The 15,294-nt window shown below is 64.9% G+C and carries 12 protein-coding genes; 11 read left to right on the top strand and 1 reads right to left on the bottom strand.

Features of this window, described 5'->3' with window-relative positions; all coding sequences use genetic code 11:
- Positions 1 to 88 precede the first annotated feature (88 nt).
- From ACI0FO_RS24220 to ACI0FO_RS24190, 7 genes are all read left to right on the top strand, one after another.
- The gene (locus ACI0FO_RS24220; RefSeq protein WP_416030885.1) at positions 89 to 2,833 is read left to right on the top strand and encodes a LuxR C-terminal-related transcriptional regulator; all 2,745 of its coding nucleotides are present in this window, start codon (positions 89 to 91) and stop codon (positions 2,831 to 2,833) included.
- Between the two features lie 99 nt (positions 2,834 to 2,932).
- On the top strand, positions 2,933 to 3,799 hold the full coding sequence (locus ACI0FO_RS24215) for an enoyl-CoA hydratase/isomerase family protein (RefSeq protein ID WP_416030883.1): 867 nt from the start codon (positions 2,933 to 2,935) through the stop codon (positions 3,797 to 3,799).
- Entirely contained in the window at positions 3,796 to 6,156 is a 2,361-nt protein-coding gene (locus ACI0FO_RS24210) for an acyl-CoA dehydrogenase family protein (protein WP_416030881.1), read from the top strand. Before ACI0FO_RS24215 ends, ACI0FO_RS24210 begins: the two co-directional genes overlap by 4 nt.
- On the top strand, positions 6,153 to 7,349 hold the full coding sequence (locus ACI0FO_RS24205; RefSeq protein WP_416030879.1) for a CaiB/BaiF CoA transferase family protein: 1,197 nt from the start codon (positions 6,153 to 6,155) through the stop codon (positions 7,347 to 7,349). The genes ACI0FO_RS24210 and ACI0FO_RS24205 overlap by 4 nt, the downstream gene beginning before the upstream one ends.
- A complete protein-coding gene (locus ACI0FO_RS24200; protein ID WP_416030878.1) occupies positions 7,349 to 8,302 on the top strand; it encodes an NAD(P)H-dependent flavin oxidoreductase in 954 nt (317 codons plus the stop codon). The genes ACI0FO_RS24205 and ACI0FO_RS24200 overlap by 1 nt, the downstream gene beginning before the upstream one ends.
- A gap of 102 nt (positions 8,303 to 8,404) precedes the next feature.
- Entirely contained in the window at positions 8,405 to 9,388 is a 984-nt protein-coding gene (locus tag ACI0FO_RS24195; protein ID WP_416030876.1) for a Bug family tripartite tricarboxylate transporter substrate binding protein, read from the top strand.
- A gap of 270 nt (positions 9,389 to 9,658) precedes the next feature.
- Positions 9,659 to 10,288, top strand: coding sequence for a class I SAM-dependent methyltransferase (locus tag ACI0FO_RS24190; protein WP_416030874.1), 630 nt, complete (start codon positions 9,659 to 9,661; stop codon positions 10,286 to 10,288).
- A gap of 110 nt (positions 10,289 to 10,398) precedes the next feature.
- Here the strand turns inward: ACI0FO_RS24190 and ACI0FO_RS24185 are convergent, their stop codons facing one another.
- Positions 10,399 to 11,361, bottom strand: a complete 963-nt coding sequence (locus ACI0FO_RS24185; RefSeq protein ID WP_416030872.1) for a LysR family transcriptional regulator — start codon at positions 11,359 to 11,361, stop codon at positions 10,399 to 10,401.
- Between the two features lie 162 nt (positions 11,362 to 11,523).
- On the opposite strand from ACI0FO_RS24185, the gene ACI0FO_RS24180 reads away from it, so the two are divergent.
- The 4 genes from ACI0FO_RS24180 (at position 11,524) to ACI0FO_RS24165 (ending at position 15,205) form a co-directional block, all read left to right on the top strand.
- Positions 11,524 to 12,054 carry a cupin gene (locus ACI0FO_RS24180; protein ID WP_416030870.1) on the top strand — a complete coding sequence of 177 codons (531 nt, stop codon included), beginning with the start codon at positions 11,524 to 11,526 and terminating at the stop codon, positions 12,052 to 12,054.
- Between the two features lie 71 nt (positions 12,055 to 12,125).
- Complete coding sequence (locus ACI0FO_RS24175) at positions 12,126 to 13,154, top strand: tripartite tricarboxylate transporter substrate-binding protein (RefSeq protein WP_416030868.1); 1,029 nt, start codon at positions 12,126 to 12,128, stop codon at positions 13,152 to 13,154.
- Between the two features lie 49 nt (positions 13,155 to 13,203).
- Positions 13,204 to 14,121, top strand: coding sequence for a dioxygenase (locus tag ACI0FO_RS24170; protein WP_416030866.1), 918 nt, complete (start codon positions 13,204 to 13,206; stop codon positions 14,119 to 14,121).
- Between the two features lie 94 nt (positions 14,122 to 14,215).
- Entirely contained in the window at positions 14,216 to 15,205 is a 990-nt protein-coding gene (locus tag ACI0FO_RS24165) for a quinone oxidoreductase family protein (protein ID WP_416030864.1), read from the top strand.
- The last annotated feature ends 89 nt before the right edge of the window (positions 15,206 to 15,294 follow it).

The raw sequence follows: 15,294 nt of genomic DNA, 5'->3' as shown, positions 1-15,294 counted from the left end.
TGATAAACCCATCCCCGTTCCCCCCCCGTATCGGGGAGGGACGTGGCATCCTGCTGACCTAGAATCCTGGCAATGGAGGCAAGGACCAATGCGTCCCGACGACACACTCCCGGTTGGAACCAAAGGCGCTGTCAGTGGCCAGAATCTGCTGCCTCGCGGCCGTCTGTTGGACAAGCTGATCGAGGCCAGAGGGAAAACCCTGATGGTGATCCAGGGGCCGGCCGGGTCGGGCAAGACCGCGCTGGGCGAGCAATGGCGCAGCGCGATGCTTGCCCTGGGCTATGACTTCGCCTGGTCGGCGCTGCCTCCTGAATACGTCGAGCCAGGCCATCTGCTGGAGGGCCTGTTCGCCAGCCTGGACCGCATCGACCCGGCGCTTGGCCGTGAAGCGGCGTTCATTCTGAACCGCGACGGCGCGCTTGTGTCGGCCGACGCCGTGGCCATCGCGTTGATCCTTGCCGCGCAACGCCATGCCAAGGAACTCTACCTGCTGGTGGACGACTACCAAAGCGTGTCCGACCCGGTCGGCCACCAGTTCTTCCAGACACTGGTCGATTTCGCGCCGCCGAATCTACACCTGGCCTTGTTGTCGCGTAGCGCGCCCGGCTTGTCGCTGGCCCGGCTGCGAGACAAAGACCAAGTGGCCGAATTCGGCTTCGACGCGCTGCGGTTTTCGTTCTCGGAGGTCGAGCAGTACCTGAAGCACCGCCATCCCCAGGCTGAAAAGCGCACGGCGCGGCTGCTTTATGACCTGACGGACGGCTGGATCGCCGGGCTGCAGCTGGCGGCGATCCCGTTGGACGCGTCGGCCTCCACCGCGGCGGCGCAAGCCAGCCTTCAGAACGCCGCCGATTTCGCTGCTTTTTTCAATCGGCATGTGTTCGCAATGATGGACGAGGGCTTGCTGGCCGACATGACGCGCCTGTCCGCCCCCAAGCAGTTTTGCGCGTCGCTGTGCGCGGTGTTGTTCGGCCCCGCGCACGGGCAGGCGCTGCTGGCGCGCTTGCACCGCGAGAACCTCTTCCTGATGTCCTCCGATGGCGATGGGCGGGAAAGCTGGCATCGATTCCACCCGCTGCTGCGCGAATTGCTGATGGAGCGATTCCGGAACTTGCCGCCGTCGGAGCAGGTCGACACGCACCACGCGTTGGCGGACTGGTTCGGTGAACATGGCCAACTTCAAGAGGCGGTGTCCCATGCGCTTAGCGCCGGGCGCGAAGACCGCGCCGCGTTCTGGCTGGAACGCGATGCGCCCGCTTTGTTTCTACGCGGGAAGATGCGCAGCCTGGTGAGCGCAGTTGCGCTGTTGCCGCTAGCCGCGCGCCGGGGCAGCCCGGCCCTGCGGGTCTGGGAGGCGTGGGCCCACCTGTGCTACCGGCGGTTTGCCGAATGCCGCGCAAGCGTCGCCGAACTTGAGGCCGCGCTGGCCCCCGACGATACCGCCTCGCGGGCACATTTGACCCTGCTGAAGGGCTCCTTGGCGGTGCAGGAGGATGACACGGATGGGGCCGCGGCGATGCTGGCGGAAGTCGAGGCACTGTCGGGCGGCTCGGACGCCATTCTCATCGGCGGGCGCCGCAATATCCTTAGTTGGCTATACGCCCACCAAGGCAAGTTCGAGCGGGCGCGCGTGCTCCAGCAAGGCGCGCGCCCAGTGCTGGACGACGGCGCCGTGTTGCTGGATTCCGCGTTTGGCGCCCTGACCGGGCAGTGCATTGCAGGTTTCACCTATTTGCAGCAGGGGAATATGCGCAGCGCCGAACAAGTATTGCGCGCGGCGCTGGAAGAGGCCGAAGGCAGCCTGGGCATGATCAGCGACCCGGCGTGCATTGCGGCCGGATACCTGGGCGACGTGCTGTACGAGGTCAACGACATCGAAACCGCGCGTTCGATGCTTGAATTGCGCATCGACTTGATCGAACGCGTGTCGCTGCCCGACTCCCTGCTGCGCATCGGGGTCGTCCTGGCGCGCATCTATGCTCGGGAAGGCAGCTATCGCGAGGCGCTATCCCATCTGGACCGACTGGACGAACAGGCCGCCGAACGCGGGCTGGAACGCGCGCTTGTGCATAGTCTGGCCGAGCGTTGCCGGGTGTTGTGCCTGGCAGGCGACATGAACGGCGCCGAAGAGTACCTGGCCCAGTTAACGTTCATGACGAAACGCCACGGCGCCAACCCGGTCGGTTCCAAACGGCCCTTCGGGATGCTGCTGGCCATGGCCCGCACACGGTGGCTGGTCGCCGCGGGCCGCCTGGACGAGGCCCTGCGCCAGGCGCAGGACGCCTGCCGGCTGGCCGGCACGTTGGGGTTCGGGCGGATCGGGATACAAATGCGTAGCCAAGCCGCCTTGCTGCTGGCGCAAGGCGACAAGCCGGACGAGGCGCTGCCGCTGATGGCCCAGGCGATGCACGACACCCAGGAACTGGGTTGCATGCGCGTCTTGATGGACTACGGCCCCGCCTTGCAAACCTTGGGCGACCGTGTGGCGCGGGCCGATCTGCTTAGCCCGGTCGCCGCGTTCTACTGGCAGCGCTTGAAGGCGGCTGCCGTCGAGACCGATATCCGGGTGCCGACGCGCGACGCCCCGGCGCAGATCGAGACACTCAGTGCGCGCGAGTTCGATGTTCTTCAGGCATTGGCCTGTGCGATGCCGAACAAGCGCATTGCCCGTGTGCTCGGGATTTCGCCTGAAACGGTCAAATGGCACTTGAAGAACGTCTACGGCAAGCTGGGCGTGCTGGGACGCGACGAAGCCGTACTGCGCGCCCGCCACCTTGGCTTGATCGACACCGCATTGCGCGACATTCGTTTTTCAGCCAGCCCCCCCCGATAAGGGGGGGTGCAGCATCGGTCTGCAGGCAGACCATAGCGTCAACACACAGCCGGACGGACCCGCCATCAGGCGGCAACCGTCCGTCCCGAAGGAGACGATATGGAAAACCGTGATTTGGATTTCCGTGAATCGCGTCTGGCGATTCACGAGGGCATTGCTGTTTTCACCCATGCCAACCCCACCCACCGCAACGCACTGACGCAAGCGCTGCGCCAAGACTATTCGGAAATGATCGAGCGCGTCCGCGCGGATGACGCGATCAAAGCGCTGGTGTTGACGGGTTCGGGCGGCAGCTTTTGCGCGGGCGCCGACATCCGCGCCATGCGCGACCGCATCACCGGCGTAACGCCCGAGCGGGATGCGGGCGATGCGGCGCGCGGGCGCATCCTGCGGCTGCACGATTGGCTGGAGCGCTTGCGCGGGCTCGAGATTCCGGTCATCGCCGCGGTAGATGGCCCAGCCTTCGGCGCCGGCTTTTCCATTGCGCTGGCGGCGGACTTTATCGTCGCGTCGCGCACGGCCACTTTCTCGATGGTGTTCAACCGCCTGGGCGTTTTGCCAGACATGGGCGCCATCCACATCCTGCCGCGCCTGATCGGCCTGGCCAAGGCGCGGGACCTCTTGATGACGGCCCGGCCCGTCGGCGTGGAAGAAGCGTTGGAATTGGGGCTGGTCTACCAGGTCTGCGATCCCGATTCCCTGATGCACGCCGCGATGGAACTTGCCGGCCGGTTCGCCTTGGCGCCGCAGCCGGCTATTGGCCTGACCAAGCGCCTGCTTAGCCGCAGCTTCGATATGGACTACGGCACATTCGTGGACATGGAAGGCTGCGCGCAAAGCGCATGCGCGACGTCCGCCGATCACCGGGACGCGGTATTGCGGTTCCTGGATCGCCAGCCTGCCCGATACGACTGGGACCGCATGGCGTCCGACGCCGCCGCTCAGTCCCGCAAGGAACCCACATGAACGGAGGCAGCAGCGACAAGGCATTCGATGCCCACCAGGCGGCGGCCTTCCGGCAGGAAATCCGGCGGGCACTGCACGCCTGCCTGCCGGCGGATTTGCACGAGGCCGACGCGGCCAGCTGCCTCGTTACCCGTGAGCAGGCCCGTCGATGGCAGCAAATCATGCATGCGCAGGGTTGGGCGGCGCCGAGTTGGCCCGGCCAGCATGGCGGACCCGACTGGGCGTTGTGGCAATTGGCCATTTTCCGCGAGGAATACGCGTTGGCGGGGTGCCCCAGGTTCGAGAACCTCGGGATCGACATGATCGGGCCCACCCTCATGAACCACGGCACCCCCGAACAGCAGGCCAAGTTTCTCCCACGCATCTTGTCTTTCGAGGACTATTGGGCGCAGGCGTACTCCGAACCCGATGCAGGGTCCGATCTTGCATCGGTCAAGACGACGGCGCGACGGGACGGCGACGTCTACGTGGTCAACGGCACCAAGATCTGGCAAAGCTTCGGGCATTGGGCCAATTGGGCGTTGGCCCTGGTCCGCACGGATCCCGGCGCCCGCCGCAAGCAGGACGGCCTGTCCGTGTTGCTGATCGACATGACTTTGCCGGGGGTGACGGTGCGGCCGATCCGCTTCATCAATGGCGCCGAATTCCATGTCCAGTTGTTCTTCGACGAGGTCCGCGTGCCCTTGAATTGCCTGGTCGGCGCGCAAGACGCCGGTTGGGCGGTCGCCAAAGATCTGCTGGTCACGGAACGCCTGTTTCTAGCGCGAGTTGGCGAATGCAAGGCAGAACTTGAAAAGCTGAAACACCTGACGCGGCAGTACCAAGGCCCGCCGGCCCTGGCGCGCGCCAATCAACGCGCCTGGACGCAACTGGCCCAGCTGGAGTGCCGATTCCTCGCCCACGAGTCGCAGTGGTGGCAGGCCCTGACGGCGGCCGCCGCAGGCAGCGATTCCGATATTGCGCCGTCGCTGCTGAAGCTGCAGGGCACGGAATTGATCCAGGACCTGTACGCGGCGCAGATGGCACTGATCGGCAGGCACGGACTGCCGGTCGATCCCGCCGCGCTGGACGGGCGGGCGTCCTCGCCGCCCCTGGCCCCGGACAACGTCAATAACATCCATCTGCACTTTCTACGCTATCGGGGCGTGACCTTGGGCGGCGGTGCGTCCGAGATTCAAAAGGAGATCATTGCGCGTGTGCTGTTCAGCGGAAAATCGGAATTGGATGCGGTTGCCGACGCGGATGCCGACGAGCAGCAATCGATGATCGACGAATCGCTACGCAAGTATCTGGCCCGCGAGTACAGCGCCGACGCTCGCCGCGAATCCATTCAGAGCGGCGGCGCCCGCTGCGTCCAGGCATGGGCGGAGATCGCCGGTTTCGGCCTGTTGGGGTTGATGGCCCACGAGGAGCAGGGTGGGGCGTCGGGGCGCCTGGCCGACGTGGCGCATGTCTCGCAGACCCTCGCGGCTCACCTCTTCCTGCCCCTTTACGGCACCGCAGCCGTTGCGGCGCCGATGGCCTGGGCAATCGCCGGCGCGGCGTCCACGGACGCCGTCAGCCGGATGCTGGTTGACACGCTGGCGGGGCACACCAGGCTGGCGTGCGCACTAGAGGCGGATCCAGCGTTCACGGCCCGGGCCACTCAGCGCGGGTGGACGCTAACCGGAACGCTGGCGACGGTGCTGGGGGGCGATAGCGCCACCCACCTGTTGGTGGCCGCCACGTTGTCCGATGCGCCCAGTGCCGAGCTTGGCGTCTTCCTGCTACCCGCCAAGGCGCCCGGGTTGGCGCGGCGTGCCTATCGCCTGTACGACGCCCGCGGCGCTGCCGACCTGCACTTCGATGCTGTAGGCGCCGATGCCGCCGATCTGATCGTGCGTGGCGCGGCCGCCCGCGCCTTCTGCGCCGCGTTCGGGCAGGCCGAGAAGTTGCTCTGGTGCGTGGAGAATGTGGGCGTCATGCGCGAGGCATTGCGGCAGACCGTGGAATATCTGGGCACCCGCCGCCAGTTTGGACGGCCGCTGTCGGAGTTTCAGGCGCTGCGCCATCGCGTGGTGGACCTGTATCGTGCCTGGCGCAATGCCCACGCCCTGGCCTGGAACGCCATCGGCCAATGGCGCCAGGAGGCGCCGGAAGCCCACGCCGGAACCGTGGCTGCCGCATGCTGGATCGGCGCCGAAAGCGCGCACGCCGTGGCGCTGGACGTACTGCAACTGCATGGCGCCATCGGCTTGCAGGACGAAACGGCGATCAGCCATCTTGCCAAGCGCCTCCTGGTGAACCAGACCTTGCTGGGCGGACCGGGCGACGCGCTGGATGACTACATCGACCATTTGCCGCAGGAGGGGGCATGACAGGGCCGCTGACCGGATTGCGGGTGTTGGATATCGCGACCATCATCGCCGCGCCTTCCGCGGCTGCGTTGCTGGGCGATTATGGCGCCGACGTCGTCAAGGTCGAGCTTCCCGGGCAGGGCGACGGGGCCCGGGCGTTTCCGCCTCTGAAAGACGGGAAGGCCTTGTGGTGGAAAGTCACGAACCGGAATAAACGCTTCGTGACACTGGATTTCCGCCAGCCGGAAGGGCGCGCCATGCTGTTGCGCATGCTGCCCCACTTCGATGTGCTGATCGAGAACTTCCGGCCCGGCACGCTGGACCGCTGGGGCCTGGACCGTGACACGCTCTGGGCTGCGCAACCCTCGCTGACCATCCTGCGCGTCTCGGGCTTCGGGCAGACCGGCCCCTATAAAGACCGCGCGGGATTTGCCCGGATATTCGAAGCCATGGGCGGGCTGACCTATATCAGCGGAGAGCCGGATGGCGAACCCATGCATACCGGCTATCCCATTGGTGATTCCATTGGTGGCCTGTTCGGCGCAGTGGGGGTGTTGGCGGCGCTGTGGGCGCGTGCCGCCAACCCGGATGCGCCCGGCGAAGAGATCGATCTATCGTTGACGGAGGCCATGTTGAAGCTGATGGAGTTCCTGCCCGCCAAGTACAAAATGTTGGGCGAAGTACACGAGCGTTCGGGTAACACCAGCCAATATTCGGCGCCCGCCGCCGTGTATGCCACGAAGGACGGCCGCTGGGTGTCGTTGTCCGGCAGCACCAATGCGCTGTACGCCAATAATTGCCGCGCCATCGGGCGCCCGGACCTGATCGACGACCCCAGATTCTCCAGCAACCCGCTGCGGGCGCGTCACGCCGACGCACTGAACGCCATTTTTGCGGCATGGTGCGCCGAACATGAGTTGGAACACGTGCTGTCGGCATTCCATGCGGCGCACGGCACCATCGCGCCCATCTATTCGGCCGACCAGCTTTGCGATGACCCGCATTTCCAGGCGCGCAGCATCCTGAAGGACGTGCCGGATGAAGATTTCGGCAGCATCTGCATGGCGGATGCGGTGCCCCGGTTTCGGACAAACCCGGGTGGTGTGCGGGTTGCGGCGTCGGGAATAGGGCGCCATAACGCCGAGGTCTACGGCGAAATGCTGGCGCTGAACAAAGACGAGTTGGCCCGCTTGGCCGCAAAAGGGGTGATCTGATGGAATGGCTAAAGACGCTGCAACTGCCGGTGGTGGCTTCGCCGATGTTCATCGCCAGCGGGCCCGAACTGGTGATTGCACAATGCCGGGCGGGCATCGTCGGGGCATTTCCGGCCTTGAACGCGCGTCCGGCTTCGTTGTTGGATGAGTGGCTGGTCCAGATTGAAACGGCGCTAAGCGATGGCGGCCAGGAACGACAAGCTGTGCGCCCGGGGCCTGTTGCCGTGAATCTGATTCTGCACAAGTCGAACACGCGCCTGGACGAAGATCTGGCCGTCTGCGTCCGGCGTCGCGTGCCGATCGTGATTTCGTCGGTAGGGGATCCCTCCGACCTGGTGAAAGCGGTGCACGGCTATGGCGGCGTGGTGCTGCATGACTTGATCAACGTCCGCCATGCCGAAAAGGCGATTCAGGCCGGGGTGGACGGACTGATCCTGGTGTGCGCGGGCGCGGGCGGGCACGCCGGCACCCTGTCGCCCTTTGCCTTGGTGGGCGAAGTTCGGCGGCTGTTCGACGGTTTGCTGCTGGTGGCCGGGGCGGTATCCCGCGGCGAAGACATTCTTGCCATCCAGGCGATGGGGGCGGACCTTGCTTATATGGGCACCCGTTTCATCGCCACGCCAGAGGCGAATGTGGCCGAAGGGTATCGGCGGGCGATCGTGGCTTCTACCGCTGCGGGCATCGTCTACACCGACCATTTTTCGGGCATCCGCGCGAATTATCTGCGGTCCAGCGTGCACGACGCAGGATACGACCCGGACCACCTGCCAAGCGAAGGCCGCGCGTCGGCGGATTTCAACGCCGCATCGGACTCGGGCAAGAAGGTTTGGCGTGACATCTGGTCGGCGGGCCAGGGCGTGGGCAACATCGACGGCATCGCCCCGGTCAAGGCCGTCGTGGCGCAGCTGAAACAAGAGTACGACGCGGCCTTGGCCAAATTGGCGCGCCGTTAGGCGTCATCCGTCATGCCTCGGGCAGTCGGAGGTCAGGCGGCAGCACCGGCCCAGGCGCCAACGCCCTGCGGCACGGAGAAACAACATGAGGAGACACAAGTCATGAAGGGACTACGCAACGTATTCGTCGGGTTGTTGTCCGCCTTGTCTGTGCAGGCGTTCCAGGACGCCCGGGCGGCCGATCCCTGGCCCGCCCGGCCCCTCAAGATGATCGTGCCGTTCGCCGCTGGCGGGCCGACCGACGTGTTGGCGCGTTCGCTTGCGATGGAGTTGGGCGGGCGCTTGGGCCAGCCCGTCGTCGTCGAGAACCGGGCGGGCGGCGGCAGCAACATCGGGTATGACGCCATGGCGCGCGCGCCTGCGGATGGCTACACCATCCTGCTTGGCACGGCGACGGTCGTGACCAATCCCAGCCTGTACAAAAAACTGTCGTTCGATCCGCTGAAGGACTTCACGCCAATCGCGCTGATCGGAACCACGCCGATATTCGTGTGGGTGCGCAACGACTACCCGGCCCAAACGCTGCCCGACCTGGTGCGGCTGGCGAAAGACAAGCCCGGCGCGATCAATTACGGGTCCTCCGGACCGGGCACCGTGGCGCACCTGGCCAGCCTGTTGTTTCAGGACCGCACCCGCACGGTCATGACCCACGTGGGCTACAAGGGCTCTGCGCAGGCGCTCAACGATATGCTGGGCGGCGTGTTCTCGGTGCAATTCGACGCCCCGCAGCCGATGGCGGCGCAGTACCGCGCCGGCAATCTGCGCGCCCTGGCGACTTTGTCTTCCCAGCGTTCAAGCGCCTTCCCGGACATTCCAAGCATTAAAGAGTTTGGCTACGAGGGCATAGACGCGTCGGCGCTATTCGGGCTGTATACGGCCGCCGGTGTGTCGCCGGAGATCGTCGGCAAGCTTCAGCAAACCCTCCAGACGGTGCTGGCCAGCCCAACGTTCAAGGAAACCATGGCGCAACAGTTCGTTGAAACGCCCGTGCAACCCGTTGAAGGGCAGGCCTTCCATGCCTGGTTGAAAAACGAGATGGACGTCTGGCATGCAGTCATCGCCAAATCCGGGATTTCCGTGAACTGACCGGCGCGCGGATCGATTCGCCGCGGCGCCGGCTCCTTGCAGCGAAGGCGGTGGCCTTTGCGGATGCAAGCCGGGGACTTGCAACGCAAGCTGACAGCGACGGCCGCCCGCTGAGAGGCCGGACGGCCGCGGTGCCGCCATTTGATAAGCCTGCTTACGTCCGGTTGCCGGCCCGGGCGCCCTGGTGCAGGTAATGTCTGCGTAGTTCTCCCGTGCCGCGCAGCAATCCGGCGTGCATGGGGTTCAAAAATCCGGAGATAAAAGGCACCCATGCATTCCTCGTCGTCGTGCAAGACCAGCGCCCGTCACAGCCATCCTTCGTCGTGGCGGATGAGCTGGCTGCAAGAGCGCAAGCAGTTCGTCAAAGCCCTGTTGTCCAACCCCTCGGCCATCGGCGCCGTGTCGCCGTCCGGCCCCGCCCTGGCCGCAGCCATTACCGCCGCGGTGCCCGCCATGGCGGGAAAAGTCCTGGAATTGGGCTGCGGCACAGGCGTGTTCACCCGCGAACTGTTGCGCAAGGGCGTTCATCCTTCCCGCCTGGTCCTGGTCGAGCAGGATTCGGGCATGAGTTCAAGCTTGAAGACGCAGTTTCCTGAAGCCGCCGTGCTGCAGGTGTCGGCGCAAGACCTTTCCAGGCATCTGCATCCGGAACTGGACGGCATCGACGCCGCGATCTGTGGCCTGCCGCTGCGCAACATGAGCGGGGCGCATCACCATCAATTGCTGACGGCGGTCTTCGAGGCCATGCGGCCTGGGGCGGCCATGCACTTCTTCACTTATGGCGTGCGGTGCCCGATATCGAAAAGCGTGCTTGATGCCTGCGGGCTGTCGGCTCGCCGAGAGCGCTTCGTGCCGCTGAACCTGCCACCGGCGTCGGTGTACAGCCTGAACCGGCTGTAGAGCAAGAAAACGCCGCTGCACAGCGTTACCTACCAGAGCGGCGCGCGGTGCAGAAGCGCATGCGCGTGTACGCACCGTCCTACCTTTAGAACGCCAGGCGATGATAAAAATCAAGACGCGCCGGCATCCTCGCGTTCTTCCTCTGGGTAGTCCAGCACAGCATATGGCCAACGTTTCGTAGCCACCAGATCGCGGGCGACCTCGCGAAGAATGGCGACGAGGGCTTTCGTTGCCCGCGACGCGGGCCGGTCCGACGTATGGGCCAGTATGCGACGCATGTGCAGGCCATCTATGGGAGACGCCGTCAGGCGGCCTTCCTGCAGGTCTTCCACGACCGTGGCGGCGAAATGCACGGTGACGCCGACGCCCGCCTGGATCAGGCGCTTGGCGACTTCGATGGTTTCCACTTCGACGACGGGATGGAGCTGTATGCCTGCCTGGGCGGCTTGGGCTTCGAGTTCCAGGCGCACGCCCGACTTTGCCAGGCCTGTCATGACCAACGGCAGATCGGCCAGCTGCTTCAGCCCGATTTTCGCGTTCCTGCGTTGCGGCGGAAGGCCGGGCGGGCCGATCAGGCACAGGCCTTCGGTCAGGAAGGGATACGTCGCCAGATTCGCCAAGGGAAGCGGGCCATTCAGTATGGCCAGGTCGACCTGGCCTTTAAGCAGCATGTCGTGCAACACCGGAGAAAAGGCTTGGACGAATCGCAGGCGGACATCGGGAAGGGCGCTTTGCACTGCGCGGGTCAAGGGCGCCGCCAAGGTCATTGCCAGTCCGGGAGAAAGGCCCAGAACGATTTGCCCCCGTGGGGTGCGCTGCAGCGCGGACATATCCTGCTTGAGCTGTTCGGCGTAGCGCAGCAGGAAGTTCGCCCGCTCCAGCAAGAACGCCGCTTCCTCGGTGGGGGTCGCCCCCCGGGAATGGCGGACGAACAATTGAACGCCCAATTCCTCTTCCAGCAATTGAATCTGCCGGGTCAGCGCGGGCTGGGCGACGTGCAGCACGCTGGCGGCGCGTCCGAAGTGTCCTTGGTTGGCCAGCGCCACGAAATAGCGCAGTTGTCGCAGATCCATCTTCGGGTGGGCTCCTTGGGTGAATTTTCATTCATAACAAAATTATATGGAAGCAGTCAGAAAATGGTAATGGACGCTGCGGCGAGCGGCGAATTACCTTTCATAAGCCGCGCAAAAGCGCGCAGAAACTCATGCTGATAGTCCATCTAATAAAGGAATGATATGAACATCTCGCCGCAAGAAATGGAAGCGAATCGTATCGCGCGTTGGGGCAAGGTCGAGCCTTACCGCGAGACTTTCATCGAAAGCCGCCTGCCAGGCATGAAGAAGAACATCTACAAGATCATGAACCGCGGCGTGCTGGAAAACAAAGGCGTCCAACCCGCCATCCCCGGGAATCACCGTTTTGGCGTGACCTTTATCGAAATCCCCGTCGGGCAGGGCGCTAGCCTGCACGCGCACAAGACCGAGGAAGTCTTCTGCCCGCTGAACGGAAATATGGAGGTGATCTGGGGCGACAAGGGCGAACACTCGGTGATGCTGAACCAGTGGGACGTTATTTCCTGCCCCATCGGCGTTATGCGCGGATTCCGCAATCCCAACCCGCATGCGCTTGTTGTTTATTCGGTGGTGGGCGGTACCGATGAGGAGTGCGGACGCATTGCGTGGCATCCCGACGTCGTGCGTGCGGCCGAGAACACGGGGCTGGTCTATGGCACGGACGGATTCTTGAAAGAAACGGCAGAACGTTAACGCCGCCCGATGGCGCCTGCAGGGTTCGCCGCAGCGCCATTTCCCCCATTTTCGTCATTAGGAACGCAGGAATGAGCGATGCCCGCAGCATGTCCAGTCGACTCTCAAGAAGGAGCGTCATACGCGCGATGGCCTGTATGGGCGCGCTGTGTGCCTATCCGATTGCGGGCGGGGCGAAACAGCTCGTTCCTTTTTTCGGCAGAGGCGCGCGGCGGCCGATCCGCCTGGTCGTGCCTTTTGCGGCGGGCGGCACCACCGACATCGTTGCCCGCCTCTTGGCTGCCCGCCTGGCGGAGGCGCTGGGCCAACCGGTCATCGTGGACAACCGGGCTGGCGCTGGCGGCAACATCGGCGTGTCGTCGGTCGCCAAGGCCGAACCGGACGGCAGCACGCTGCTGATCGTTTCCTCTTCTTTTATCACCAACGCAGCAGTCGCCGGCGCTCGAGCGTCCTATGACGCCGTTCGAGACTTTTCCCCCATCAGTCTCGCCGTGACGTCTCCGGATGTCATCGTGGTCCGCGCCGACAGCGGAATCGACAGCCTGTCCGCATTGCTCGCCGCGGCCAGGCAGGCGCCGGGGGCGCGCACCTACGCCACGCCCGGCACCGGCAATAGCGTTCACCTTGCGGCTGAACTGCTATGGCAACGGGCGCAGGTCGACCTCATGCACGTGCCATACCCAGGCGCCGCGCCCGCCATCATGGCCGTGGGCGGCGGACACGTGGATTGCGCATTCGCTGCGTTACCGGCCGCCAAGGCTGTCATGGCGTCCGGCAAGCTGAGGGCGTTGGCAGTGGGCAGCACGGAACGCTGGCCGGAACTGCCGGACGTGCCGACGATCGCCGAGGCCGGATTTTCCGGTTTTCGGTCAGAGACCATGCAGGCGCTGTTCGCGCCGGCAGGCACGCCCGCGGCGTTCGTCCAGCGCGTCAGCAAGGCAGTCGGCGAGGCGCTGGCCAACGACGCCGTCAGACGCCAATTGCAGGATCAAGGTTTCCGCTGCGTGGCGAGTTCACCGGACCAGTTGGCCGAACGGGTCGCACAGGAATTGCCCGTCTGGACAGCGCTGGCGGCCAACGCCGGCATCACGCCCGAATGATGGGCGGAACGCGTGTGTCATTAACGTCAGATTACAGGGTTGAATGAATATGAATCATGCCATTTCCTCGGAACCGAACCGAGAATCCTGCGAGCCGCAGCGCGCCATCCCTGCCACGCCCGAGGCGCTGCTTGCGGCCGTGTTGGCGACCAACCAGCCGCAAGACCCGCGCACGCGCGAAATCCTGGATTCCTTGATCCGCCATCTTCACGCATTCGCGGCCGACGTGACGCTGACGTATGAAGAACTGCACAAGGGCTTGGATTTCCTGGTGCGGGTAGGGCAGGCGACAAACCCCTTGCGGCACGAGGGCATCCTGTTGGCCGATATCCTGGGCGTAGCGACGCTGGTGTTGCTGATGGATGCCAAGGGCGTGCTGGAAGCGGGCGGCACCGAGCCGGCGCTGATCGGCCCCTTTTGGCGGGCCAACCAACCGATCCTGGAGAACGGGGCGAAGATCGCCACCGACGACACGACGGGCGCGCCGCTGCGCGTGACCGGCCGCATCTGTTCGCTGGACGGCAGGCCATTGGCCGGCGCCCGGCTGGAAACCTGGCAGGCCGCGCCCAGCGGCCTTTACGAAAACCAGGATCCGCATCAAGAAGACATGAATCTGCGAGCCGTCTTCGTGACGGACGAGGACGGCCGCTACTGGTTCGAAAGCGTCAAGCCCGCTGGCTATGGCGTGCCGATCGACGGACCTTGCGGCGACCTCCTGGCCATGCAGCAACGCAGTCACATGCGGCCGGCGCATTTGCACTTCATCGCATCGGCGCCGGGTCATAAGGTTCTGACCACCCAGATATTCGATGCCAACGACCCTTATGCCTACCGTGACGCCGCGTTCGGCGCGGTGGGGTCGCTATTGCGGAAATTTGAAGCCTCAAGCGACGGCACGTTCCACCTGGACGTGCAACTGACGCTTGAACCCGGCGAGACGCGCATGCCGTCGCCGCCGCTTTCCTAGCCTCTGGTCCTTTCCCGTGCATGGCCGCTCGGCGCGGATTTTCCGCGCCGCGGGAGAGCCTTTTCCATGAATTCTCAAGCCTTACCTCACAGACATGACTAGAAAAAGCCAAGCCCTCCGTGTAACCGACCGTGCGGCGGATGTCGCCGCGCTGCGGCCCGTCATCATCGATATGCCTTGTCCCGAGGCTCCCAGCGGCCATGCGGTCGTTGAAGTCCGGGCCGCGGGCATCAACCCCAGCGACGTCAAGGCGGCCATGGGCATGATGCCTTATGCCATATGGCCACGCACTCCTGGCCGCGACTATGCCGGCACCGTGGTGGCGGGGCCGGCCGCGTGGATCGGACAGGACGTCTGGGGCACGGGCGGCGACCTGGGCATTACCCGGGACGGGACCCACGCGCGCTACCTGCTGCTGCCGGTGGCGGCCTTGGTGCGGCGGCCCGCGAACGTGCCGGTGGCCAGCGCGGCGACCGCAGGCGTGCCGTTCGTCACCGCGTATGAAGGGTTGCGCCGCGCGGGCCTGGCCGGGGCTGGCCAGACGGTACTGGTGTTTGGGTCGAACGGCAAAGTGGGGCAAGCCGCCATCCAATTGGCCCGGCGCGCGGGCGCGCGGGTCATTGGCGTGGAGCGTGGCGGCGCGTCTTATGTGGGCCACGCGGGCGCCGCCGTGCGGATCATTGATGGAAGTCAGGACGGCATCGCCGCGCAGGTCATGGACATGACAGAGGGCGCGGGCGCCGATATTGCCTACAACACCGTCGGCTCTCCCTATTTCGCGGCCGCCCTGGAATCGCTGAAAGTGGGCGGCCGGCAGGTCGTCATTTCCACACCCGACCGCAATGTGCCGTTCGACATCCAGGCGTTCTACCGGCGTGACCTGCAACTGATCGGCGTGGACAGCCTGAAGCTGGATGCGACGCAATGCGCGGCGGTCTTCCGCGAGTTGCTTCCGGGGTTCGAGGATCGCAGCCTGCAGTCCTTTCCCGTCGGCAGGGAAGCCCTGATGCCGCTTGAGCGCGCACGCGAGGCTTACATCAAGGTGCTTGAGGGTGCCCAAGACAGGCCCGTCATCACGCCTTGACGGGATACCAGCAGTTCGATGCCGATCGCCGCTCAGCCCTGGGCGATCGGCATTTTTTCGCGCGGCAAATAACGATAAACACGGAGACA

It is taken from the genome of Achromobacter marplatensis, from assembly GCF_049060505.1.
Lineage (GTDB): Bacteria > Pseudomonadota > Gammaproteobacteria > Burkholderiales > Burkholderiaceae_B > Achromobacter > Achromobacter marplatensis_A.
This window is presented reverse-complemented; position numbering and strand designations above follow the sequence as displayed.

What these genes read in the sequence shown, in the direction of transcription:
- ACI0FO_RS24220 (WP_416030885.1), top strand. Translation starts at nt 89, where the DNA reads ATGCGTCCCGACGACACACTCCCGGTTGGAACCAAAGGCGCTGTCAGT.
- ACI0FO_RS24195 (WP_416030876.1), top strand. Translation starts at nt 8,405, where the DNA reads ATGAAGGGACTACGCAACGTATTCGTCGGGTTGTTGTCCGCCTTGTCT.
- ACI0FO_RS24180 (WP_416030870.1), top strand. Translation starts at nt 11,524, where the DNA reads ATGAACATCTCGCCGCAAGAAATGGAAGCGAATCGTATCGCGCGTTGG.
- ACI0FO_RS24210 (WP_416030881.1), top strand. Translation starts at nt 3,796, where the DNA reads ATGAACGGAGGCAGCAGCGACAAGGCATTCGATGCCCACCAGGCGGCG.
- ACI0FO_RS24185 (WP_416030872.1), bottom strand. Translation starts at nt 11,361, where the DNA reads ATGGATCTGCGACAACTGCGCTATTTCGTGGCGCTGGCCAACCAAGGA.
- ACI0FO_RS24215 (WP_416030883.1), top strand. Translation starts at nt 2,933, where the DNA reads ATGGAAAACCGTGATTTGGATTTCCGTGAATCGCGTCTGGCGATTCAC.
- ACI0FO_RS24190 (WP_416030874.1), top strand. Translation starts at nt 9,659, where the DNA reads ATGCATTCCTCGTCGTCGTGCAAGACCAGCGCCCGTCACAGCCATCCT.
- ACI0FO_RS24165 (WP_416030864.1), top strand. Translation starts at nt 14,216, where the DNA reads ATGACTAGAAAAAGCCAAGCCCTCCGTGTAACCGACCGTGCGGCGGAT.
- ACI0FO_RS24170 (WP_416030866.1), top strand. Translation starts at nt 13,204, where the DNA reads ATGAATCATGCCATTTCCTCGGAACCGAACCGAGAATCCTGCGAGCCG.
- ACI0FO_RS24205 (WP_416030879.1), top strand. Translation starts at nt 6,153, where the DNA reads ATGACAGGGCCGCTGACCGGATTGCGGGTGTTGGATATCGCGACCATC.
- ACI0FO_RS24175 (WP_416030868.1), top strand. Translation starts at nt 12,126, where the DNA reads ATGAGCGATGCCCGCAGCATGTCCAGTCGACTCTCAAGAAGGAGCGTC.
- ACI0FO_RS24200 (WP_416030878.1), top strand. Translation starts at nt 7,349, where the DNA reads ATGGAATGGCTAAAGACGCTGCAACTGCCGGTGGTGGCTTCGCCGATG.